Below are 21,468 nucleotides of genomic sequence, written 5' to 3'. Positions count from 1 at the left end.
TTTTTGGGTTAGGTTAAATTTACGTTTGACGGGAATTTAAAATTTGAGTTCAAAACGGCATGGGACTTAGCCTGCTCAAATTTGCGTTCAAATTTGAGCCCTAAAGTCGCTCGCCGTCTTGCGTAAATTTGAAGGAAATTTAAAGCCGCTCTATCGCCGATAGTACGTTTGCCGCGTCGTTTGCGGGCTCGGCCACGTCGTTAAATCTTTTTACGACTTCACCGTTTTTGATAATCAGAGTTTGGCGACGGTAAAATTTCTTGCCGTCGTTCGTGGTAAAAGTTTGCAAATTTAATGCGGATTCTAGCTCGAAGTTTTCGTCGCTTAAAAAGATAAAATTCGCGCCTACGCTTTGTTTAAATTCATTCATCTTTTCTACGCTTTGAGAGCCGACGGCTATTAGCGTAAAGCCTGCGGATTCAAGCTTTGCAAGGTTTTCTTGATAGGCTTTGCACTGAAGCGTGCAGCCGGTTAGCCCCTTTAAATCTTTTAAATTTTCAGGCAAAAACTTCCCGCTCTCGCCCATTTTAGGATAGGTAAAAACGATGCAGTTTTTGCCGCCTATTAGCTCGCTAAATTTTACCGGATTTGCGTTTATATCTTTCATTGCGTCCTCTTTGCGTGTGAATTGTTGAAAAAATAAACTAAAAATAGCACCGCAAAGCTTATAAACAGCATAATCGCCGAATAAACGTGCGCTTTGGTGTAGTCCATGAGCTCGACGGCCTCGTAGATGGCGATGCTGGCGACTTTAGTCTTATCCCCGACGCTACCGCCTATCATCAGCACGACGCCAAACTCGCCCAAAGTGTGTGCGAAACTCACTATGAGAGCGGTTAGAAGCGAGGGTTTGATATTTGGCAAAGCAACTCTAAAAAGCGTCTCCCATTTGCCTTTACCTAGCGAATAGCTCGCCTCAAAAAGGCTCTTTGGCAGGCTCGCAAAGCCCGCCTGAAGCGGCTGAAACATAAATGGCAGAGAGTAAATGCAGCTAGCGATGATGAGGCCTGAGAAGTTAAAAACCAAGCGGATATCAAAGGTTTCTTCAAAAAATTTGCCTAAAAAGTTGTAAGGCGAGAGAAAAACCAGCATGTAAAAACCGAGCACCGAAGGCGGCAACACGAGGGGTAGCGAGATAACAGCCTCGAGCACGGGTTTAAATTTAAAACTCGCGCGGCTGAGCCAAAATGCGACCGGCAACACGAGGAAAAACAGGATCGCAGTCGAGATAAAAGCAAGCTTTAAAGAGAGGTAAAAGGGCGTAAAATCTATATTCATTTCGGCTCGCTTTGCGCGTAAATTTCGCTGCTTGGGTCGTCAAATTTGGCGCCGTAAATCGCGCCTCTTTCGCTAGCGCTTTTTTGCAAATTTAACCCAAACGCCTTGGCACTTATCGCCGCTTCGTCGCCCGCTTTTAAATTTGCGGCTTCAGCCGCGCTTAGAGCCACTTCGCAAAGCTGCCCACCGACGGAAACGACGGCTACGTAGATGGCGTCGCGCTTTGAGATTTCTAAAATTTTTGCCGGCAGGCTAAATTTCTGCGAGCCTTTGTGTCTCAAAAATATCTCGCCCGGGCCGCCTTCTTGCGTTATTTTGCCTCCGTCAAGCACGAAGACTTTGGACGCGAGTTTGTAGATCTCCGCGACGTCGTGGCTAACCAAAATCGTCGTCATATCAAACTCGGCGTGCACCTTGGCAAGATAGTCTTGCAGCTTTTCGCGCATGGCGTTATCAAGCGCCGAAAGAGGCTCGTCGAGTAGTAAAATTTCTGGCTTTCGCATGAGAGCGCGGGCTAGGGCGGCGCGCTGCTTTTGACCGCCCGAGAGCTGCGAGATGGCGGCGTTTTCTAGCGAGCTCATCTCGACGAGACCCAGCAGCTTGCGGGCTAAATTTAGGTCGTTATTTGCAAAAAGCAGGTTTTTCATCACGTTCATATTTGGAAAAAGCGCGTAGTCTTGAAATAAAAATCCGATATTTCGGCTTTGCGGCGGAGCGAAGTTTTTACCCTCAAATAGCGTTTTTCCGCCTGCTTTTATCGTTCCGCTATCAGGCGTTTCAAAGCCCGCGATCAGGCGCAAAAGCGTCGTTTTGCCGCTACCGCTCTTGCCGTAAAGAGCGACGAATTCGCCCTTTTTTACGTTCAAATTTACGTCTAGATCAAATTTCCCGTTTGCGCCGTTTAGGCTTTTTATGCAGTTTAGTTCTATCATGCGATGTAGAGCGAGGTTGCCTTGACGTAGGCGTAAATTTGATCGCCCGGCGCTAAATTTAGCCGCTTTAGCGATGCTGCCGAGATAATGCTTTCAAACTCAAACTCGCCCGCGTTTAGATGCAGCGAGCTTGTGATCTCGCCTTTTTGGATATCCGAAATTCGCACTTTTATCTCGTTTGAGACCGAGCAGTTTAAAAGCGGGGAAGTAGCGACGAAGACGTCCGAGCTTTTAAAATTTAGCCAAACTTCGTCGCCGATTTTTAAATTTTGCAGATTTTCCAAGGATAGCATTTTTAGGCTCAAATTTTCGGCGCTAAACTCAAAAACGCTAACGCCGTCGTTTTGCTCTATCGCCGAAATTTTAGCCTTTATCACGGGACGACGTATCCGAATTTTCTAAAGATTTCCTTCGCGCGGTCGCTTCTGATGAAGTCGTAGAAAGCCTTGGCTTCAGGATTGTTTTCGCCGTGTTTTAGGATAACCATACCTTGATCGATCGGAGTGTAGAGCGCAGGATCGATGAGGATAAAGTTTTTGCCCTCTTTGTATTCGGCCATTTTTTTATCGTACATAGCAGAAGCCGCGATAAATCCGACGTCAGCAGCGCTTAGAGCTTGGCTTAGAGCCTCGCCGATAGATTTTGCTAGGATGACGTTTTTCTCGACTTTATCGTAGATGCCCGCTTTTTTTAGAGCCTCGATGCTAGCTTTGCCGTACGGAGCGGTTTCAGGATTTGCGATCGCGATGGCTTTTAGGCCTTCAACAGCGTTTATGCCTTTAGCTAGATCGATATCTCTGATCGTAAATAGAGCAAGTGCGCCCTGAGCGTATACTACAGGCTCGGTTACGGCAAATTTAGTGTCGTATAGGTCTTGTACGAATTTCATATTCGCAGCCATGAAAACGTCCGCCGGAGCGCCGTTTTTGACCTGCGTAGACAGAGCGCCGCTAGCTCCTAGAGTAACAGTTACTTTGGTGCCCGGATTTGATTTGGCAAACTCCGCTTTTAGCTCGTCAAACGCATAAGTGACGTTTGCAGCGGCAAATACGTTGATCTCGCCCGCGTTTAGGTTAAAAGCGGTGATGGCTGCAACTACTAGCAAAAAAAATGTTTTTTTCATTTTTTATACTCCTATTACGATTTGACTTGCTTTGATTATAGCGGTGAGTTCGTCGCCCACGCCGATACGCATCTGCATCGCGCTTTCTTTGGTGATGATAGAGGTTAGCGTCTGATGATTGCTGATTTCTAGCACGATTTCGGCGTTTACCGAGCCGATTTTGGCCTCGATCACGCGTCCTTTTAGCAAATTTGCCGCGCTTAGTTTTAGATTTTCCTCTTTTGCGAGCATTACGCTAGGGGCTTTAAAGATAAATACGACTTTTTTGCCGACCTTTAAATTTAGATTTTTTTCAGACTCGACCGTGACGTTAGCGCGTAAAATTTCGCCGTTTGAGAGTTTGGCGCTGATTTGTGAATTGACCGCGCCCGTTTTTACGTCCGTGATCTCGCAGCTTAGTTGGTTTCGTGCGCTCAGACTCATGCTCATGCGCTGTAAATTTAAAATTTCGTTCGTATCGACGTTTATATTTGAACAAACTTTTTCTAAAAATATCTTTTGGCTTTCCAGCATCGCGTCGTACAGTGCGATCATCTTTTTGCCGTACGGCGTGAGCTCCGAGCCACTGTTTTTCTTGTTGCCCTCGGCTCTTGCGATTAGCGGTTCGTCCGAGCGGTTATTTAGCGCGTCTAGGCTGTCCCATGCGTTTTTGTACGAGATGCCGACATACTCGGCCGCTTTTGTTATGCTTTTGGTGTGCTCTACGGCCTTTAAAAGCTCTATATGTTTAGCCAGCACCGATACTCCGCTATCTAAAAATAGCTCTAAACTAACGTCTGCTTTCATGAAATTCCCCCAAATTCTATCAATATAAAAAAATAATTTGCTAGGAAGTATATTTAAATATATATGAAAAATAACTTAAATAAACTTCGTAATACCGGGCATTTCGAAATTTATAAATTTAAAAGCTACATTGAGATAAAATCTCAGGTTACTGCCTTTGCAGACTTAAAATTCGGAGATTCGATGAGAAAATTTTTACTCTTTTTTTTGCTTTTTTTTAGTTGCGTTTTTGCTGAACAAACGCAAGAAAAGAGCGAATTTGACGACGAATTTACCCAGCCTAGCGAGATTTTCGATCCGCTTAGCGGTTATAATAGAATGATGACGGGATTTAACGATTTTATGTACGTAAACGCCATCCATCCCGCGATAAAAGGCTACAACTACGTAGTGCCCGAGGCTGCTAGAACTGCGGTGGGGAACTTTTTTGACAACCTTTTATATCCCGTTCGCTTTGTAAATAACCTCTTGCAGTTTAAATTTAGCGAGGCGGGCGAAGAGACGCTGAGATTTCTAGCAAACACGATCATTGGCTTTGGTGGGCTAACCGACGGAGCGAAATACTACAATTTGCAGCGCCATGACGAGGACTTTGGCCAGACGCTTGGATACTGGGGCGTGGGTAGCGGGTTTCACGTGGTTTTACCGTTTATCGGCCCGTCAAATTTACGCGATATCGCGGGCCTAGTCGGCGATTATTACCTCGATCCCATAAGCTACGTAAAGCCGGCGCTAGACTCCTTTGCGATAAAAACTTTCCGTCAGGGCAACCTTTTGTCTTTACATCCAGATGCTTACGACAATCTTAAAAAAGACGCGATCGACCTGTATCCGTTTCTACGCGACGCCTACGAACAGCGCCGCAACCACTTAATAAAGGAATAAAATGAAATTTTTAAAAATCATCCTGCTTGCGCTTTTTAGCGCGGTTAGCCTCTTTGCAATCAGCGAGGAGCAGATAAAGCCTACGATGCAAAAAACGACGCAAGACGCCATCGAGGTGCTAAAAAACGCAAATTTGAGCAAAGACGAGAAAATAAGTAAAATTTTCGCCGTTTTTGATCCATATTTCGACTACGAGCAGATGTCTAAAATCGCCCTAAGCAAGCGCTACAACAACCTAAATGCCGAGCAAAAGGCCAAATTTAATAAAGCTTTTGAAGAGAGATTAAAGTCAAGCTACGTCGATAAACTTTTAAGCTACAAAAACCAAACTATAAATTTTAAAGACGCGACCAAACCGAATGAAAACCGCTACTTTCTAAACGCAGATTTAGTCGGCGAGGATAGTAAAAACTACGGCTTTACGTATAAATTTTACAATGCCAAAGAGCGCGGCTGGCTCATCTACGATGTCGAAATTTTAGGCGTTAGCATCATCCAGACCTACCGCAGCCAGTTTGATAGCCTGATGGAAAACGAGAGCTTTGAAAATTTGCTTAGCAAGCTAAACTCAGTCCAAGCTCCGCAATAAGGCGTTGATGAAGCGGATTTTTAAATTTATCGTCAACTTTCCAAAAAGCGCTATCGCAGGCGTACTGGCCGCGACGCTCTTTTTTGGATATTTTAGCGGCAAGCTCGAGGTGGACGCGTCGACCGAGACGCTATTACTTGAAAACGATAAAGATCTAGCCGTCTTTAGAGACGTTTCTAAACGCTACGTTAGCCCAAACTACCTAGTCATCGCCTACACACCAAAAGACGATTTGCTTGCACCTTCTACGCTTGAAAAGATAGAAAATTTAAGCCGCGAACTAGAAAAAAACGAGCTCGTATCAAGCGTTATTTCGGTACTAAATATCCCGCTGCTTCAAAGCGGAACTAGTGATCTTAGCGAGCTGGTTAAGCATGTACCAAGCCTCGCTGATGCCGATATAAACAAAACCTTGGTGCGCCGCGAGTTTGCGGATAGTCCGCTATACACGAACAACCTCGTTAGCCGCGATCTAAAAACTACCGCGATCGTGCTAAATTTAAAGACCGACGAAAAATATCAAAGAATACTAAACGAGCGAAACGCTCTGCTAAACGCCAAACTTGACGGCAATATCACGAGCGAGCAAAAACAGCGTCTAAATGCTGTAAATGCGCAGTTTAAAGCTCACCGCGACGAAGCGCGTATAAAAGAGCACGCCGCGATCGAGCAGATCCGCGAGACGATAGCGAAATTTGGCGGAGGCGAGAGTCTGTTTTTAGGCGGAGCAAATATGATCGCCGATGATATGGTGAGCTTCGTGCGCTCCGATCTTGCGACATACGGTATCAGTGTCACGCTGCTTTTGGTCTTTTGTCTTTGGCTCTTTTTTAGGCAGGTTCGCTACATCGTTATGCCGATTTTTATCTGTGTGATTAGCGTTATTTGGGCGAGCGGGCTGTTTGGATTTTTCGGCTGGGAGATCACAGTGATCAGCTCAAACTACATCGCACTTCAGCTCATCATCACTATCTCTGTCGTCATCCATCTGATCGTGAGCTACCGCGAGTTTTGCATCACAAAGCCGCACCTTAACAACCGCCAACTGGTCTATCTCACGCTGCGCGATAAGGCTAGCCCATCGTTTTTCGCGATATTTACGACCGTTATCGGCTTTTTGTCGCTTGCGCTTTCTGATATCAAGCCTATCATAATGCTTGGCATTATGATGAGCGCGTCGATCTCTATCTCGCTGGTGCTTGCGTTTTTGCTATTTGGCTCTGTGATGGTGCTGATGCCAAAGCTTGCTCCGGTTAGGACGTTTGAGGATAAATTTAGCTTTACCAAGCACTGCGCCGCGTTTGCGCTAAATCATAGCCGTGCCGTTTACGCCATTAGTCTTGCGGTGCTTATTTTTGGGCTTTATGGCATCTCAAAACTAAAGGTCGAAAACAGCTTTATAAGCTATTTTAAAGATACGACCGAAATCCACAAGGGTATGCAAGTGATCGATACGAAGCTGGGCGGCACGGTGCCGGTCGATATATTGATCAAATTTAACAAGCCTAAATTTGAGCAAAGCGCGGCTAAAAACGAGCCTAAAGACGAATTTGACGACGAGTTTGCCGCTAGCGCGAACGAGGATAAGTATTGGTTTAATCAGCATAAAATCGATGTCGCCAAAAAGGTGCATAGCTATCTAGAAAATAAGCGCTTTATCGGGCACGCGAGCAGCCTAAACACCGTCGTAAAGATCGTCGAGCGTATCACGCAAAAGCCCGCCGACGGCCTCATGCTCTCGATCCTATATGAACAGATCCCGCAAAAGTACAAAGACATAATCCTAAGCCCCTACGTGAGCATAAAGGACAACGAGCTGCGCTTTACTGCGCGCACCCTAGATAGCGACGATGCGCTACGCAGGGACGAGTTTTTGCACGAGCTTAAAACCGATATCGCAAATTTGATCGTAAACGACAACGCGAGCGTGCAAGTTAGCGGCGCGATGGTGCTTTATAATAACCTCCTTCAAAGCCTCATAGCCTCGCAGGTGGATTCTTTTGGTTTTGTTATCTTGTCGCTTTTTATCGTTTTTTGCATTATTTTTAAAAGCATCAAGCTAGCCGCCATCGCTATCGCGTCAAATTTGATCCCGCTTTGCGCGGTATTTGGCGTCATGGGCGTGCTGGGCATTCCGCTTGATATCATGAGCATTACGATAGCAGCTATCAGCATAGGCATCGGCGTGGACGACATCATCCACTACATCCACCGCCTAAAAATCGAGCTTCGCAGCAAAAACGTCGCCGAGTCGATCAAGGCCTCGCACGCAAGCATCGGCTACGCGATGTACTACACCTCGTTTGCGATCATCCTTGGCTTTAGCATCATGGTAACGAGCAACTTTATCCCGACGATATATTTCGGACTTTTGACCGATCTTGTTATGATAATGATGTTGCTAGGGGCGCTAGTGCTACTACCGACTCTAATCAAAACCTTTTACCGGGCTAAGATTCCCCATAAATGACGGATTTCAAGCTTTAAAATTTTAAACCCGTTTCGGTTACGTATTTCATATACGCGCCCTCACGGGTTAAAATTTTAAAGCTAAACTACGCCTATTCTGTCTGGAATATTTGTCGCATATCTTGCTAAATTTGCAAATTTGGCTTCTAATTTTAAACGTGCGGTGCGCCTTGAAGTATAAAATCTTTAAATTTAACTCAAATTTGAATGGGGAAAACTACTCGTTCATAACCTTAAGAAAAGAGTAGACGTCCCGCACGCCTTCGATGTGTTTGGCGTACCAGATCGCGTGTTTTTCCTGCTCGATATCGGTGATGATGCCCGTAAATACGACGTTGCATTGCACTACGCTTACTCTCACGCTAGTGCCGCTGATTATGCTATCTTTAAAAAAATTATTTTTTAGTTTTAGCATTATGGCGAGGTTGCTTTCGCATTCGCCGCCGTCGCTAGGGAGGCGAATATACGTGTAGATTTTGCTCACGCCGTCGGTGTTTTTAGCTAGCTCTACGAGCTTGGTTTTATGCTCGGCGTCGGGCACCACGCCGATGAGATACACGTTACCGTAAAAGCTCTCGACGTCAACGTTTAGGTTGCTAAGCCCGCTTGAGGCTAAAATTTTAGTCTGGATTTTTGTTTTTATAAATTTATCTTTCGTTATCGAATATATACCGCGCTCGTCTTTGCTGATCTGATAGGCGTCATAGACGTTTATGCCTGTTAGCGGCGTCACGGTCGTAAAGAGCTCAAGACAACCGCCGAGGAAAAAAATCGGCGAAAAAATGAAGATGTTTTTTAAAAAAAATCGCGCAAATAGCTTTTTCATCGCCGACCCATAAATTTTCTGCAAATACTATAGAAATCAAACTAAAATTTATATAAATTTGGCTATAATCGCGCTCATCATCCAACGACGCGGAGGATAAAGCGATCTGGTGGCGCTCGCGGACTTCAAATCCGATGGCGGGGCGGTTGACCGCTTCGCGGGGAGTTCGATTCTCTCATCCTCTCGCCAAACTTCTAAATTTATTATCTTAAAACAAGCAAAATTCAGCTACAATAAGCCGTTTATATTAAATTAATTTAAGGTTTTTCTTTTGGCTAGTTCATCCGCCTCTAAATTTCCTCTCGCACGCGCCGTTTTAGGCAGGATATACGTGGTGCTTTTTGCTACCGCCGTATTTCTGATATGCGCTGCTAGCTTTGGGTTAAATTTAAAATTTGAAGGCGTAAAAGAGGATATTTACGCTGCAAATTCTAACTTTAAAACTTTCATCAAAGAACGCGCCGCAAATATAGATAACGAACTTAAACTTATCGAAAGATATATTGAAGCACCCGATTTTGACTCAAAAGCGATCTTTGACTTTGCCGTAAAAAACAATAACGAATACATGGCCTTTTTTATCGTAAACGAACGCGGCGAGATAGAGTTTGTCAGCGATGAAAAATTACGCGATACGTACTCCGCGTTTTTTCTCTCAAAGCCCTGGGAAAACGAGCCTGAGGATAAAATTTTAAGATCAGAATTTATGTTTGATAAAAGCGATGTACCGACAAGACTCGTCGCAAAAAAGATGAAAAACGGCAAAATGGTGGCTACGCTCATGCGCTTTACGGCGATTTACGAGGAGTTTGCGCGCGGATACGAGAGGATCGGCGTAAATTCGTTCGCGATAGATAAAAGCGGTAGGATCGTATTTCACCAAGACCCCGAGCTGGTTTTAGAGCACAAAAACATCTTTGATCTTTACGATGTGAGTGCGGACTACCTAAACAGTGACGAAGTAAAATTTGCAAATTTAGGCTCGCTAAACAGCGAAATTTATTATATTCAAAGTATCCCGAGGATCGGTTTGGCCGTGGTTTCAAGCTATCCTGTGGATAAATTTATAAAAGAAAATTTACTATTTTTGCTAATCTGCGTCGCATTTTTAGCCGTAGGCGGATTTTTTACCTTTTCTTACACCAAATTTGTCAAAAACTCCGTCATAAAGCCAGTTTTATCTATCAAAAATTTAGTCGCAAAAGCCGGCGACGGCGAGGAGATCAAGACCTACGCGAAATTTGGCTCGGTAGAAGAATTTGATCAAATCTCGGACGAGATCGTCAAATTTTACGGAGATTTCGGCGAGAAAAAGACGAAATTTGAAGAGTACTCGCGCAAATTCGGATTTTTGTTTGAAAAAGGACCTTTTATCTTGCTACTAATCGACGCAAAAAGCGGCAAGATCGTCGAGGCAAGCGCGAGAGCGTGCGAGTTTTACGGATTTAGCGAGGAAGCGATAAAAAGCAAAAATTTAGCCGAGCTAAACGCGTCAAATTTGACCGATATGAAAACGCTGCAAGAAGACGAAGGCGAAATTTACGAAACGAACCATTTTGCCGCGGGCGGCGAGATAAAACAGGTGCGCATCTACAAGCAAAACTACGAGCTACCCGGCGGCGAAAAGATCGGCTTTTGCGTCGTAAAAGACGTTACGAAGAGCAACGCTCTAAAGAAAAACGCGCAAAAGCAAAGCGAGATAGACGCCCACTCGCCGCTGTTTAGCGTGGTTTGGAAGGACCGCTTTATAGGCGATATATCAAGCGTTTCGGACAATATCGAGCGCGCATTGGGATACAAAAAAAGTGAAATACTCTCAAGTGAATTCGAGTTTAAAAACATCATCCATCCAGACGACCGAGATAGGCTCGCGAATGAATTTAATATCAAATTTAGCCTATTTAACGCGGCTTTGCTCAAAAAAGAGAACGAGTCGCTACAATCTTGCAGGCTGATAAGGAAAAATCTAGAGGTCATAGACTGCAGCGTATTTATCAAATTTATCTCAAAAGACGGCAGAACCGTGGATGAGGTGATCGGGTATTTTATCGAGAGCAAGCTGGCGGCAAATTTGACCGCAAAAACCGGCATGGAGATAGCGCGACTAAACGACGACAAAGAGGGCGCATATAAAAATACGATTTTAAGCCTATTTGCAAACGCGCAAGAAGCCGTCGCCGTAGTCGGGTTAGACGGCGTATTTTTAGACGCTAACAAAGCCTTTTGCAAGATAAGCGGCTATTCCAAAGAAGAAGCTATCGGCAAGCCGTCGAATTTACTAAAATCAGGCGTGCATGATGATAAATTTTACGAACACATGTGGAAGAGGTTGTTGAAAAAAGGCTTTTATAGCGGCGAAATTTATAATAAGCGTAAAAGTGGCGAAATTTATCTCGAGCAGCTTAGTATCGCGACCGTTTATAGCGGCTCAAAGCCTAGCTACTTCGTGGCGGCGTTTCACGAGTTGCCGTGGGTAGAGCCCGAGATAAAACAGAATGAATCAAAAGCAAAGGAGCAAGAGTGAGCGAATTTGACGCGAGCGTTTACGAGCACGAAATACCAAGCGGCACGAGGCTGTATTTCGGACAAAGCGCGAAACTAAAAAGAAAGATTGAGCGCGCGGCGAGTGAAATTTTGGAGAAAAATGGATTTCACGAGATCGTGACGCCATTTTTCTCGTATCATCAGCACCTAAGCGTACAGCCGACGGCTCTGGTGCGTTTTAGCGATCACGAAAATCACCAAATCAGCCTGCGCGCCGATAGCACCGTGGATGTCGTACGCATCGTGCTTAGACGCCTAAAAGATACCGAACCTAAACGCTGGTTTTACATCCAGCCGGTTTTTAAGTATCCGAGCACTGAAATCTATCAAATCGGCGCCGAGCTAATCGGCGAGAGCGATCTGGCTACCAGCGTCAAGATCGCAAAGGAGCTTTTTGAGTCGTTTGACCTCGCGCCCGTGCTGCAAATCAGCCACATCGCGATCCCGCAGATTGTGTGTAGGCTGCTAAATTTACCTATTTCGATATTTGAGCACGGCGAGATCGAAAAAATCCTAAACCAAAACGAGGAGTGGCTAAAAAGGCTAGCCTTCGTAAATACGGTAGCAAGCATCGACGAGATTTTGCCAGTGGTGCCGGATGAGATAAAAACCGCACTGCTTGAGATAAAAGAGCTGGCGCAGGCGGTAAAATATGAAAATTTAAGAATTGTTCCGTTATATTATTCAAAGATGAGGTATTACGACAAGCTGTTTTTTAGATTTTTAGGCGGCAACGTCGTGCTAAGCGGCGGCGGCAACTACGAGATAGAGGGCATCAAAAGCAGCGGCTTTGGCGTATATACCGACGCATTAATCGAAAATTTAGATCAAAAGGAGAGAGTATGAGCAAGGCTGACGTGATAGTGGGCGTACAGTGGGGAGACGAAGGCAAGGGCAAGATCGTAGATCTGCTAAGCGGCGGCTACGATATGGTGTGCAGGTGTCAGGGCGGGCACAACGCGGGTCACACGATCGTCGTAGAGGGCAAGAAAATCGCGCTGCATCAGGTTCCCTCAGGCATACTTCATAAAAATATAATCAACATCATCGGCAACGGCGTCGTACTCTGCCCGGCCGCGATAATCGAGGAACTAAAGCAGTTTGGAGACGTCTCGGGACGGCTGTTTATCAGCGACAAGGCGCATTTAAATTTGCCATATCACGCGCAAATCGACCAAGCCAAAGAAAAGGCTAAAGGCGCGCACGCTATCGGCACGACGGGCAAGGGCATAGGGCCTGCATATAGCGACAAAATCAGCCGTAGCGGACACCGAGTCGGGGAGCTAAAAAATCCCGAGAAACTTTGCGATGCGATTCTAGCCGATTTTGCGGCAAATAAAGCGTTTTTAGACGTTTTAGGCGTCAAAGCGCCTGCTCGCGATGAGCTTTTGGGCGAGCTAAAGAGCTACGAGGCGGCGCTGGGTAAATTTATCGTTGATACCACGCATATGGTGTGGGAGGCGATAGACGCGGATAAGAAAATCTTGCTCGAGGGCGCGCAGGGCACGCTGCTAGACATCGATCACGGCACGTATCCTTTCGTAACTAGCTCAAACACCGTAACCGCAGGCAGCTGCAGCGGTATCGGACTAAGCCCTAAAAACGTCGGCGAGGTAATCGGCATCATCAAAGCCTATACCACGCGCGTTGGCAACGGCGCCTTCCCGACCGAGGATATGGGCGAGGACGGCGAAAAGATACGCGATATCGGACGCGAATACGGCGCAACGACTGGCAGACCGCGCCGCACTGGTTGGTTTGACGCAGTTGGCGTGAGATACGCGGCGAGACTTGACGGCGTGGATAAATTTGCGCTGATGAAGCTTGACGTTTTAGACGGCTTTAAAAAGGTAAAAATCTGCAAAGCCTACGAGAAAAACGGCAAGATAATCGAGTATTTTCCAAGCGATTTAGAGGGCGTAAAACCGGTCTACGAGGAGCTTGATGGCTGGGATAAGGTAGAAGGGGCGCGTAAATTTGACGATCTTCCTGCAAATGCAAAAGCCTTTATCAAGCGCATCGAGGAGATCACGGGCGTAAAGGTCGGCATCGTTTCCACGAGCCCGGAGCGCGAAGACACGATAGTTCGCTAAGATGAAAAGCAAATTTACGCAAATCGTAAATATAAAAAAGCGAAATTTAGACAAAATCGAGCTAAATTTAGCAAGAACCAGAAACGAAGCGGCGATGATAGAGGGCTTCATAGCGCAGGTTGCCGAGCAAATTTCAAAATTTGAAATGCCCTCCAGCGGCTCTGCGACCGATTTGCGCGGTTCGCTGGAGCTTCTTGGCGCTATGCGGCGAGAAAAAAATCTGCTAACCGAGCGGCTCGAGCTAATGAAAAAAAACATCGCGCACCTCGAGCGGCAGCACAAGGCGGCAAATTTGGAGTACGAAAAGATGAAATACCTGCAAACGCAGGACTTTAGCGCGCAAATAGAAAAGATAAAAAAGGCCGAAGCGGCGGCTCTGGACGAGTTTGCGACGATGAATTTTACTAGGCAAAAAGAGGCGAAAGCTTGAAAAAAATTTTGATTTTACTAACTTTAAATTTATGCGTTTGGGGTGCAAACGACGTAAACGCTCAAAGCACGAGCCAAAGCGGCTTTAAGATCCCGGTGGACTGCGTTTCGATATTTGAAACCAGAAAAGACGAGCTAAAAAGAGAGCTTGCCAAAATAGACGAAGCAAGGCAGAGCTTGGAGGCTTTTAGAGCGAGCTCGGCGGCGCTTTTTGAGGAGCGAAACGCCAAGCTAGCCGTCAAAGAGGCTGAGCTAAACGCAACTCTAGCCCGCGCGCAAGAGGAAAAAAAGCAAACCGAGCAGCTGCTAAAGAAAAACGAGGAAATCGTAAAAGAGCTAAAAGCGATGACTAGCGACAAGGTCGGCGAGACCTACGGCAAGATGAAGGACCAAGCTGCTGCCGACGTGCTAAGCGCGATGGATAGGGCGGATGCGGCTAGCATCATGTACTCACTAAGCCCTAAAAAAATCTCCGCGATAATGGCAAAAATGGAGCCTACCGCGGCGTCTGAAATCACGCTTTTAATCAAACAAGGCCCGCCATTTATAAAAGCCGAAAAAAACGTAACACAGGAAGTCTCTCCGACTTCGCCCGACGGCCCTGCTGGAAATCTGCTAAATTTGTAAATTTGGGCTATAGCGCTCTAAATTTAGCTTGGCTCGCGTCTAAATTTGGGCTCAAATTTGCGCGGATAATGCGAAAGCTAAATTTGCCTTTGGCGGTCAAATTTGACTCCAAAGGTTAAATTTTACTGCCGTCAAATTTAACGCTAAATCTCAAATTTAACTAGCGCCCAGTCTCAAAAGTATTTTTATCCACGCCTCAAATTTAGCTTCAAATTTTACTTAAAACAAACTCCTGTCAAAACAAAAAACTCCGTGAGATTTTAGGTATTTCTTACCAAATTTTGGTTAAAATCAAGCCCAAAAAGAGAGGTAAAAATGCGTATAAAACTCCCACACACACCCTACATCGCGCACAAAATCGCTATTGATTTATTAAAGTCCGGATTCGTAAATTTAACGCGCGGAGTAGAGCCCGTAGCGGCATGCGCGAAAGAAATTTTAGATAACGATTTACAAAAAGAAAAAGCGCTTGAAGAGCGCGTAAACGAGGTGCTCGCCGAGAACGAAGACGATATGGAGAGCATGCAAGTCGATAGAAAAAATATGTTTTGGCTCGTAAAAAAGAAGCTGGCTAAAGAGTACGGCGTGATCCTAACATATGAAGACCGCTTTAGTAACGTCGCTCACCTCGTGCTTGAGGGCGCTTGGAAAAAGGGACTCATCGACTACACGGTCTCCGAAAACCGTATCAAAAACATCATCTATGGCTCGATCGAAGAGTATCTAAAAACGTATGAAATTTTACAAGACGTGGTTATCGACAAGATTGACGGCTACAAGCGCAAGCTGATCCCGGGCACCGAGGAGTACGACATCGTATTTGAGCGGCTCTACGAGGACGAGCTAAGAAAACGAGGTATGTTGTGAGAGCTTATATCTACCTTGAAAACGGCGTTTTTTTGCAGGCGAAGGCCTTTGGCGCGAGCGGTACGGCTAGCGGCGAAATGGTCTTTAACACGAGCCTAACTGGCTATCAGGAGATCATGAGCGATCCTAGCTACGCGGGGCAGTTTATTGTTTTTACCATGCCTGAGATCGGCATAGTGGGCGTAAATGAGGACGATATGGAGAGCGCGAAAATCCACGCTAGCGGCGTTTTGATGAGGGATTTTAACGCTACTACGTCAAATTTCCGCTCGCAAAAGAGCTTGGAAGAATTTTTCAAAGAGCAAGGCAAATTTGGCGTTTATGATATAGACACTAGATTTTTAACCAAGATGCTGCGCGATAACGGTGCGCTGCACGCGGTGATCTCGACTGAAATTTCAGACGAAAAAGAGCTAAAAAAGCTTCTGGAAAACTCGCCTAGAATCTCAGAGATAAACTACGTAGCAAAGGTGAGCACGGAGCAAATTTACGCTCACGAAAAGGGCGGCTGGGATCACGCGAGCAAAGCCTACTCCGCGCTAAAATCAAACGGCAAAAAGGTCGCCGTCATCGACTACGGCGTGAAGCGAAACATCCTAAACGAGCTTTGCGAAACCGGCCTTGAGACGCAAATTTATCCGCACGACGTGCAGGCGGATGAACTCATCGCTAAATTTAAAAGCGGCGAGATAAACGGCGTGTTTCTCTCAAACGGCCCAGGCGAACCAAAGGCACTGAAAAACGAGATCGCGCAGATAAAAAAGCTGATCGAGGCGCGAGTGCCGATTTTTGGCATTTGCCTCGGACATCAGCTGCTTAGCAACGCGTTTGGCTTTGAGACGTACAAACTAAAATTCGGTCAGCACGGCGCAAATCACCCGGTTTTAAATTTGCAAACTAAAGCAGTCGAGATAACGGCGCAAAATCACAACTACAACGTTCCAGAGGAGATCGCGCAGGTCGCCGAGATCACGCACAGAAATCTTTTCGACGGCACGATCGAGGGCGTGAAGTACAAGGATTATCCCGTATTTTCGGTGCAGCATCACCCCGAGGCTAGCGGCGGGCCGAGCGAGAGCAAATATATCTTTAAACAATTTTTAGAAATTTTGTAGTTGCTAGTCGCGGTCAAATTTGAGCTAAATTTGCAGTTAAATTTGTGGGCCAAATTTAACCCCGGTGCGGCTAAAATTCGCAAATGAAATTTATCGGTCAAATTTGATGAGCGGTGCGGAGTTTGTTGGGGTATTGAGCGTCGCGGCGCTTAGCTCGGTGGGTCACTGCGCGGGTATGTGCGGCGGTTTTGCTATCTTGCTCGCGCGGTTTTTGAGCGGCAAAGGTAAAATTTTTAGCGCGGCGATGATAGCTGGATATAACCTAGCTCGAATTTGCGCCTATATGCTACTTGGCTTTATTTTTGGGTCGCTTGGCGGCGTTTTTACGCTCTCTCTTGCGGCGCGAGGCTACCTGTTTTTTGCTATCGGCGTTTTTATGGCGGTTTTGGGCGTCGCGCTCATTAGGCGCGGAGCGGTGTTAAATTTTATCGAGAAAAACGCATTTTTATCCAAAATTTTAAACGAAAAAATGAAAGCCGCGATCGCCAAAAATAGCGCGATCGGGTTTTTGACGCTTGGGTTTTTAAACGGACTACTGCCGTGTGGAGTGGTTTATTATTTTTTAGCTTTAGCAGTAGCTAGCGGCAGCGGGGCAAAGGGCGCGGCGATCGCGGCTACGTTTGGCGTAGTTAGCTTTTTTGCGATGAGTTTTTATGCGCTGGTTTTAAAGGCCGCGAGCGAAAAATTTAAAAAACAGGCGCTAAATTTAAGCGGCGCGGCGATAATAATTTACGGAATTTATCTATCTTTTATAGGATTTACGGCGAGCAATGGATGACATCAAAGAAAGATTTAGGCAGTATCAAGAGGCTATCGAGACTAGCAACATAGTCTCAAAGACCGATACAAACGGCACTATCACCTTCGTAAACGATGAGTTTTGTAAGATGTCGGGCTTTACGCGCGAGGAGCTAGTCGGCGCAAATCACAACATCGTGCGCCATCCCGAGGTGCCAAAGGAGGTTTTTGCTCGGCTTTGGGATACGATTTTAGCCAAAAAAGTGCACAAAGGCACGATAAGAAACCGCACCAAAGACGGTCGCGACGTCTATCTAAACACGACTATCATCCCGATTTTGGATTTAAGCGGGCAGATCGAGGAATTTCTTGCGATTAGATACGATGTAACGGACGTGATAAATTTAAACAACGAGCTTGAAAAGACGAAAAAAGAGCTGCTAAATTTAAATGAAAATCTCGAAAACAGGGTTGCCGAGCAGACGGCCAAGCTCGTAAATTTAAACCAAAATCTAGAAAAATTGGTAAAAGCCGAGATCAAAAAAAACGAGGAAAAGACCAAAATGCTCTTTTTGCAGTCGCGTCTAGCCTCGATGGGCGAGATGATCGCAAACATCGCTCACCAGTGGCGTCAGCCGCTAAACGAGCTTAGCATCACGCTTTTTAAACTAAAAGAGAGCGTGAAGTCAAACGAGAAATTTGAAACCGACTACGAGCACGCAAAACGTGTGATAAAGGGCATGTCGCAGACGATCGAGGATTTTAGAAACTTCTTTAGCGTCGAGCGCGAGAGGGAGCTTTTCTTTCCTTCGGCTGCGGTAGAAAACGCGCTAAAGATGGTACAGGGAACCTACGAAAAAGAGGGCATAGACGTAAATTTGGAGCTAAAAAGCGAAGGTCAAATTTACGGCTTTGAGTCGCAGCTTTGTCAGGCCGTAATCATACTGCTTTCTAATGCCAAAGATGCGCTGGTAAATAAAAAAGACGATAAAAAAGTAACGCTAACGTTAGAAACAAAGGATAAATTTGCTATCATAAGAGTAACGGATAACGCCGGCGGTATAAAAGACGAGATAATGGACAAGATTTTTGAGCCGTATTTCACAACGAAGCACCCAAGCGCGGGTACTGGCATCGGTCTATATATGCTAAAAAGCATAGCCAAAAATCACGGCGGAGGTGCCGGCGCTAAAAACGTAAAATTTGGAGCGGAATTTGAGATAAAGCTGCCGCTAAAGGATGAAAAATGAAAAATTTTAAAGAGCTAACGCTACTGCTAGTCGAGGACGAGGATAGCATAAGGGAGTCAATGCAAGAGGTTTTTGGCGGCATATTTCAAAAGGTCATTCCGGCCTCAAACGGCGACGAAGGTCTTAAGAAATTTAAAAAATTTAGCCCCGATATCGTGATAGCTGATATCATGATGCCTATCATGGACGGGCTTGAGATGTCAAGGCAGATAAAAGAGTTCTCAAAAAACACGCCCGTAGTGATCCTAAGCGCATATAGCGAAAAAGAAAAGCTGCTAAAAGCTATCGACGTAGGCATCGATAAATACGTGATCAAGCCTATCGACATGGACGAGCTTTTCGTCGTGCTAGAGCAGATCGTAAAAACCAAAATCATAGGCGCCGATATCATCGAGATTTCTGGCGGATATTCGTTTAATCAAACCAAAAAAGTGCTCGTAAAAAACGGCGTAGAGATCGCGCTAACTAAAAAAGAGCTGGCCTTCATCTCTCTTTTAGTTAAACGCATCGGCACGCTCGTTTTAACCGAGGAGATCAGAAACGTGGTGTGGTTTGGCGAAAAGGTAAACGATCCTGCCGTTAGGACATTTATCAAGCGAATACGCGATAAAGTGGGCGCCGGACTCATAAAAAACTCGCCCGGACTTGGCTATAAAATCGAGCTAAAAAAGTGAAATTTGAAACGTAAATTTAGGTCGGTTAAGCGGTTTTACACTAAAAATCTAATAAAATAACAATCTAATAACAAAATAAACAAAGGAGGATATCGATGCGACTAGACAGGGCGCTAAGCTACGACTACACGGTCGCCAAGTATTTTATGTTCGCGACGATACTGTTTGGGATAGTCGGCATGGGCATAGGCGTGCTGATAGCCTTTCAGATGGCATATCCTGATCTAAACTATCTCGCGGGCGAATACGGCACCTTTAGCCGCCTAAGACCGTTGCACACGGCAGGCGTGATATTTGGATTTATGCTCTCTGGCGTATTTGCGACGTGGTACTATATCGGACAAAGGGTTTTAAAGGTCTCGATGAGCGAGTCGCCGTTTTTGATGGCGGTAGGTAAGCTACACTTTTGGATATATATGCTGGTTATGGCAGGCGGCGTGTTTAGCCTATTTGCCGGCGTTAGCACGTCAAAAGAGTACGCCGAGCTAGAGTGGCCTCTAGATATCGGCGTGGTCGTGCTTTGGGTGCTTTGGGGCGTTAGTATATTCGGCCTTATCGGTATTCGCCGCGAGAGGACGCTTTATATCTCGGTTTGGTATTTTATCGCGACGTTTCTAGGTATCGCGATGCTTTATTTGTTTAACAACATGGCCGTGCCGACCAAGCTAGTTTCAGGCTACGGCAACTGGTGGCACTCGGTTTCTATGTATGCGGGAGCCAACGACGCGCTAGTACAGTGGTGGTACGGGCATAACGCCGTGGCATTTGTGTTTACCGTGCCGATCATTGCTCAAATTTACTATTTCCTCCCAAAAGAGAGCGGTCAGCCGATATTTTCTTACAAGCTTTCGATTTTTTCGTTTTGGAGCCTGATGTTCCTTTATCTGTGGGCGGGCGGACACCATCTGATCTACTCTGCGGTGCCTGACTGGATGCAGACGATGGGTTCTGTGTTTTCGGTGGTTTTGATACTGCCGTCTTGGGGTTCAGCTATAAATATGCTTCTAACGATGCGCGGCGAGTGGCAACAGCTTAGAGAAAATCCTCTTATCAAATTTATGATTTTGGGCTCGACATTTTATATGTTTTCAACTCTTGAGGGGCCGATTTTGGCGATCAAGTCCGTAAACGCCCTAGCGCACTTTACCGACTGGGTGCCGGGTCACGTGCACGACGGTACGCTAGGCTGGGTCGGATTTATGACGATGGCGGCGCTTTATCACATGACGCCGCGCGTGTTTAAACGCGAAATTTACTCGAAATCCTTGATGGAAACTCAGTTTTGGATACAGACTATCGGCATAGTGCTTTATTTTTCATCGATGTGGATCGCGGGCATCACACAGGGTATGATGTGGCGCGCTACCGACGAATACGGAAATTTAGCCTACTCGTTTATCGATACGGTGATAAACATAGTGCCGTATTACTGGATCAGAGCCGTTGGCGGACTACTTTATCTGCTAGGATTTTTCATCTTTGTTTATAACATCTACAAGAGTTTTGGCGCCAAAGCACTCGAAAAAGAGCCGCTAAGCGCAAGTCCTGCGGGCGTAAAGGAGGTTGCTAATGTTTAGTTGGTTAGAGAAAAATCCCTTCTTTTTCGCGGTTATGGTTTTTATATTTATCGCCTATGCGGGCGTGATTGAGATTTTGCCTGATTTTGCCAATAGAGCTAGGCCGCTAGAGGGTACCAAACCGCCGACGGTTTTACAGCTTGCGGGCAAACACGTATATATGAAAGATAGCTGTAACGCCTGCCATACGCAGCAAATTCGCCCTTTTAAGGCAGAGACCGATAGATACGGCATGTATTCGCTAAGCGGCGAGTATGCGTTTGACCGCCCGCATCTTTGGGGTTCAAAGAGGACCGGCCCCGACCTTTGGCGCGTGGGTAACTACCGCACCACCGACTGGCACGAAAATCACATGAAAGAGCCGACCTCTGTGGTGCCCGGTTCTATAATGCCTGCTTATAAGCATCACTTTAGCAACAACGCCGACATCGAGACGGCATACGGTGAAGCGGTAACGACGAAAAAGGTATTTGGCGTACCGTACGACGTAGAGGGCATGCCAAAACTCGGCACCTACGAGCAGGCACAAGCAGCCGCCAAAGAAGAAGCCGCCGCTATAGTTGAAGAGATGAAAGATGAAGAGGTCAAAAAGGCCTTTGAGCGCGGAGAGATCCGCGAGATAGTGGCGCTCATCGCCTATCTAAATAGCTTAAAATAGGCGAATTT

22 protein-coding genes and 1 tRNA gene are annotated in these 21,468 nt (G+C 45.9%); 16 read left to right on the top strand and 7 right to left on the bottom strand.

Annotated elements, in window-relative coordinates:
• Window positions 1-139: 139 nt before the first annotated feature.
• From Q0386_RS05920 to Q0386_RS05895, 6 genes are read right to left on the bottom strand one after another with little or no spacing between them, the layout of a single operon-like run.
• Entirely contained in the window at window positions 140-607 is a 468-nt protein-coding gene (locus tag Q0386_RS05920; protein WP_299028450.1) for a redoxin family protein, read from the bottom strand.
• Window positions 604-1,278, bottom strand: coding sequence for a molybdate ABC transporter permease subunit (gene modB / locus Q0386_RS05915; RefSeq protein ID WP_298058457.1), 675 nt, complete (start codon window positions 1,276-1,278; stop codon window positions 604-606). The genes Q0386_RS05920 and modB overlap by 4 nt, the downstream gene beginning before the upstream one ends.
• Complete coding sequence (locus Q0386_RS05910) at window positions 1,275-2,210, bottom strand: ABC transporter ATP-binding protein (RefSeq protein WP_299028446.1); 936 nt, start codon at window positions 2,208-2,210, stop codon at window positions 1,275-1,277. The genes modB and Q0386_RS05910 overlap by 4 nt, the downstream gene beginning before the upstream one ends.
• A complete protein-coding gene (locus Q0386_RS05905) occupies window positions 2,207-2,587 on the bottom strand; it encodes a molybdopterin-binding protein (RefSeq protein ID WP_299028443.1) in 381 nt (126 codons plus the stop codon). The genes Q0386_RS05910 and Q0386_RS05905 overlap by 4 nt, the downstream gene beginning before the upstream one ends.
• Window positions 2,584-3,333: a molybdate ABC transporter substrate-binding protein gene (gene modA / locus Q0386_RS05900; RefSeq protein WP_299028437.1), complete on the bottom strand. Its 750-nt coding sequence runs from the start codon at window positions 3,331-3,333 to the stop codon at window positions 2,584-2,586. Before modA ends, Q0386_RS05905 begins: the two co-directional genes overlap by 4 nt.
• Before the next feature lie 3 nt (window positions 3,334-3,336).
• Window positions 3,337-4,119 carry a TOBE domain-containing protein gene (locus Q0386_RS05895; protein ID WP_299028434.1) on the bottom strand — a complete coding sequence of 261 codons (783 nt, stop codon included), beginning with the start codon at window positions 4,117-4,119 and terminating at the stop codon, window positions 3,337-3,339.
• 63 nt (window positions 4,120-4,182) lie between these two features.
• Between Q0386_RS05895 and Q0386_RS05890 the strand changes: the two genes are divergently transcribed.
• Genes Q0386_RS05890 through Q0386_RS05880 form a run of 3 tightly spaced genes read left to right on the top strand, consistent with a single transcriptional unit; the run spans window position 4,183 to window position 8,063 of the window.
• On the top strand, window positions 4,183-5,004 hold the full coding sequence (locus Q0386_RS05890; RefSeq protein ID WP_299028431.1) for a VacJ family lipoprotein: 822 nt from the start codon (window positions 4,183-4,185) through the stop codon (window positions 5,002-5,004).
• Between the two features lies 1 nt (window position 5,005).
• Entirely contained in the window at window positions 5,006-5,593 is a 588-nt protein-coding gene (locus Q0386_RS05885; protein WP_299028428.1) for an ABC transporter substrate-binding protein, read from the top strand.
• A 7-nt stretch (window positions 5,594-5,600) separates the two neighbouring features.
• On the top strand, window positions 5,601-8,063 hold the full coding sequence (locus Q0386_RS05880) for an MMPL family transporter (protein ID WP_299028425.1): 2,463 nt from the start codon (window positions 5,601-5,603) through the stop codon (window positions 8,061-8,063).
• Between the two features lie 216 nt (window positions 8,064-8,279).
• Here Q0386_RS05880 and Q0386_RS05875 read toward each other — a convergent pair whose 3' ends face one another.
• A complete protein-coding gene (locus Q0386_RS05875) occupies window positions 8,280-8,888 on the bottom strand; it encodes a BON domain-containing protein (protein WP_299028422.1) in 609 nt (202 codons plus the stop codon).
• A gap of 91 nt (window positions 8,889-8,979) precedes the next feature.
• Between Q0386_RS05875 and Q0386_RS05870 the strand changes: the two genes are divergently transcribed.
• The 13 genes from Q0386_RS05870 to ccoO all read left to right on the top strand — a co-directional run bounded on the left by Q0386_RS05870 (window position 8,980) and on the right by ccoO (window position 21,460).
• A tRNA-Sec gene (locus tag Q0386_RS05870) sits at window positions 8,980-9,077 on the top strand.
• A gap of 82 nt (window positions 9,078-9,159) precedes the next feature.
• Window positions 9,160-11,412 (top strand): PAS domain S-box protein, encoded by a 2,253-nt coding sequence (locus Q0386_RS05865; RefSeq protein ID WP_299028419.1) that lies wholly within the window; start codon window positions 9,160-9,162, stop codon window positions 11,410-11,412.
• The gene (locus Q0386_RS05860) at window positions 11,409-12,278 is read left to right on the top strand and encodes an ATP phosphoribosyltransferase regulatory subunit (protein ID WP_299028410.1); all 870 of its coding nucleotides are present in this window, start codon (window positions 11,409-11,411) and stop codon (window positions 12,276-12,278) included. Before Q0386_RS05865 ends, Q0386_RS05860 begins: the two co-directional genes overlap by 4 nt.
• Window positions 12,275-13,525 carry an adenylosuccinate synthase gene (locus tag Q0386_RS05855; RefSeq protein WP_299028407.1) on the top strand — a complete coding sequence of 417 codons (1,251 nt, stop codon included), beginning with the start codon at window positions 12,275-12,277 and terminating at the stop codon, window positions 13,523-13,525. Before Q0386_RS05860 ends, Q0386_RS05855 begins: the two co-directional genes overlap by 4 nt.
• Window position 13,526: 1 nt before the next feature.
• Window positions 13,527-13,955, top strand: coding sequence for a flagellar export protein FliJ (locus tag Q0386_RS05850; RefSeq protein ID WP_299028404.1), 429 nt, complete (start codon window positions 13,527-13,529; stop codon window positions 13,953-13,955).
• Complete coding sequence (locus tag Q0386_RS05845) at window positions 13,952-14,581, top strand: MotE family protein (RefSeq protein ID WP_299028401.1); 630 nt, start codon at window positions 13,952-13,954, stop codon at window positions 14,579-14,581. Before Q0386_RS05850 ends, Q0386_RS05845 begins: the two co-directional genes overlap by 4 nt.
• A 315-nt stretch (window positions 14,582-14,896) precedes the next feature.
• Complete coding sequence (locus tag Q0386_RS05840) at window positions 14,897-15,448, top strand: DUF507 family protein (RefSeq protein ID WP_009492462.1); 552 nt, start codon at window positions 14,897-14,899, stop codon at window positions 15,446-15,448.
• Window positions 15,445-16,563, top strand: coding sequence for a glutamine-hydrolyzing carbamoyl-phosphate synthase small subunit (gene carA / locus Q0386_RS05835; protein WP_299028398.1), 1,119 nt, complete (start codon window positions 15,445-15,447; stop codon window positions 16,561-16,563). Before Q0386_RS05840 ends, carA begins: the two co-directional genes overlap by 4 nt.
• Before the next feature lie 64 nt (window positions 16,564-16,627).
• Window positions 16,628-17,341 (top strand): sulfite exporter TauE/SafE family protein, encoded by a 714-nt coding sequence (locus Q0386_RS05830; RefSeq protein WP_299028395.1) that lies wholly within the window; start codon window positions 16,628-16,630, stop codon window positions 17,339-17,341.
• On the top strand, window positions 17,334-18,551 hold the full coding sequence (locus tag Q0386_RS05825) for a PAS domain-containing sensor histidine kinase (protein ID WP_299028392.1): 1,218 nt from the start codon (window positions 17,334-17,336) through the stop codon (window positions 18,549-18,551). The genes Q0386_RS05830 and Q0386_RS05825 overlap by 8 nt, the downstream gene beginning before the upstream one ends.
• Window positions 18,548-19,225, top strand: coding sequence for a response regulator transcription factor (locus Q0386_RS05820; protein WP_299028389.1), 678 nt, complete (start codon window positions 18,548-18,550; stop codon window positions 19,223-19,225). The genes Q0386_RS05825 and Q0386_RS05820 overlap by 4 nt, the downstream gene beginning before the upstream one ends.
• A gap of 95 nt (window positions 19,226-19,320) precedes the next feature.
• The gene (ccoN, locus tag Q0386_RS05815) at window positions 19,321-20,802 is read left to right on the top strand and encodes a cytochrome-c oxidase, cbb3-type subunit I (RefSeq protein WP_299028386.1); all 1,482 of its coding nucleotides are present in this window, start codon (window positions 19,321-19,323) and stop codon (window positions 20,800-20,802) included.
• Window positions 20,795-21,460 (top strand): cytochrome-c oxidase, cbb3-type subunit II, encoded by a 666-nt coding sequence (gene ccoO, locus Q0386_RS05810; RefSeq protein WP_002953410.1) that lies wholly within the window; start codon window positions 20,795-20,797, stop codon window positions 21,458-21,460. The genes ccoN and ccoO overlap by 8 nt, the downstream gene beginning before the upstream one ends.
• Window positions 21,461-21,468: the final 8 nt, after the last annotated feature.

The organism is uncultured Campylobacter sp. (assembly GCF_938045625.1).
Taxonomy (GTDB): Bacteria; Campylobacterota; Campylobacteria; order Campylobacterales; family Campylobacteraceae; genus Campylobacter_A.
The sequence above is the reverse complement of the archived record's forward strand: the minus strand, read 5'-3'. Positions and strand labels throughout refer to the sequence as shown.

Bases quoted from the DNA above. Each gene is read 5' to 3' on its own strand.
- ccoN (WP_299028386.1), top strand. From the start codon at position 19,321: ATGCGACTAGACAGGGCGCTAAGCTACGACTACACGGTCGCCAAGTAT.
- Q0386_RS05840 (WP_009492462.1), top strand. From the start codon at position 14,897: ATGCGTATAAAACTCCCACACACACCCTACATCGCGCACAAAATCGCT.
- Q0386_RS05820 (WP_299028389.1), top strand. From the start codon at position 18,548: ATGAAAAATTTTAAAGAGCTAACGCTACTGCTAGTCGAGGACGAGGAT.
- Q0386_RS05880 (WP_299028425.1), top strand. From the start codon at position 5,601: ATGAAGCGGATTTTTAAATTTATCGTCAACTTTCCAAAAAGCGCTATC.
- Q0386_RS05910 (WP_299028446.1), bottom strand. From the start codon at position 2,210: ATGATAGAACTAAACTGCATAAAAAGCCTAAACGGCGCAAACGGGAAA.
- Q0386_RS05850 (WP_299028404.1), top strand. From the start codon at position 13,527: ATGAAAAGCAAATTTACGCAAATCGTAAATATAAAAAAGCGAAATTTA.
- Q0386_RS05875 (WP_299028422.1), bottom strand. From the start codon at position 8,888: ATGAAAAAGCTATTTGCGCGATTTTTTTTAAAAAACATCTTCATTTTT.
- ccoO (WP_002953410.1), top strand. From the start codon at position 20,795: ATGTTTAGTTGGTTAGAGAAAAATCCCTTCTTTTTCGCGGTTATGGTT.
- Q0386_RS05825 (WP_299028392.1), top strand. From the start codon at position 17,334: ATGGATGACATCAAAGAAAGATTTAGGCAGTATCAAGAGGCTATCGAG.
- Q0386_RS05895 (WP_299028434.1), bottom strand. From the start codon at position 4,119: ATGAAAGCAGACGTTAGTTTAGAGCTATTTTTAGATAGCGGAGTATCG.
- modB (WP_298058457.1), bottom strand. From the start codon at position 1,278: ATGAATATAGATTTTACGCCCTTTTACCTCTCTTTAAAGCTTGCTTTT.
- Q0386_RS05885 (WP_299028428.1), top strand. From the start codon at position 5,006: ATGAAATTTTTAAAAATCATCCTGCTTGCGCTTTTTAGCGCGGTTAGC.
- Q0386_RS05855 (WP_299028407.1), top strand. From the start codon at position 12,275: ATGAGCAAGGCTGACGTGATAGTGGGCGTACAGTGGGGAGACGAAGGC.
- modA (WP_299028437.1), bottom strand. From the start codon at position 3,333: ATGAAAAAAACATTTTTTTTGCTAGTAGTTGCAGCCATCACCGCTTTT.
- Q0386_RS05890 (WP_299028431.1), top strand. From the start codon at position 4,183: ATGAAAAATAACTTAAATAAACTTCGTAATACCGGGCATTTCGAAATT.
- Q0386_RS05920 (WP_299028450.1), bottom strand. From the start codon at position 607: ATGAAAGATATAAACGCAAATCCGGTAAAATTTAGCGAGCTAATAGGC.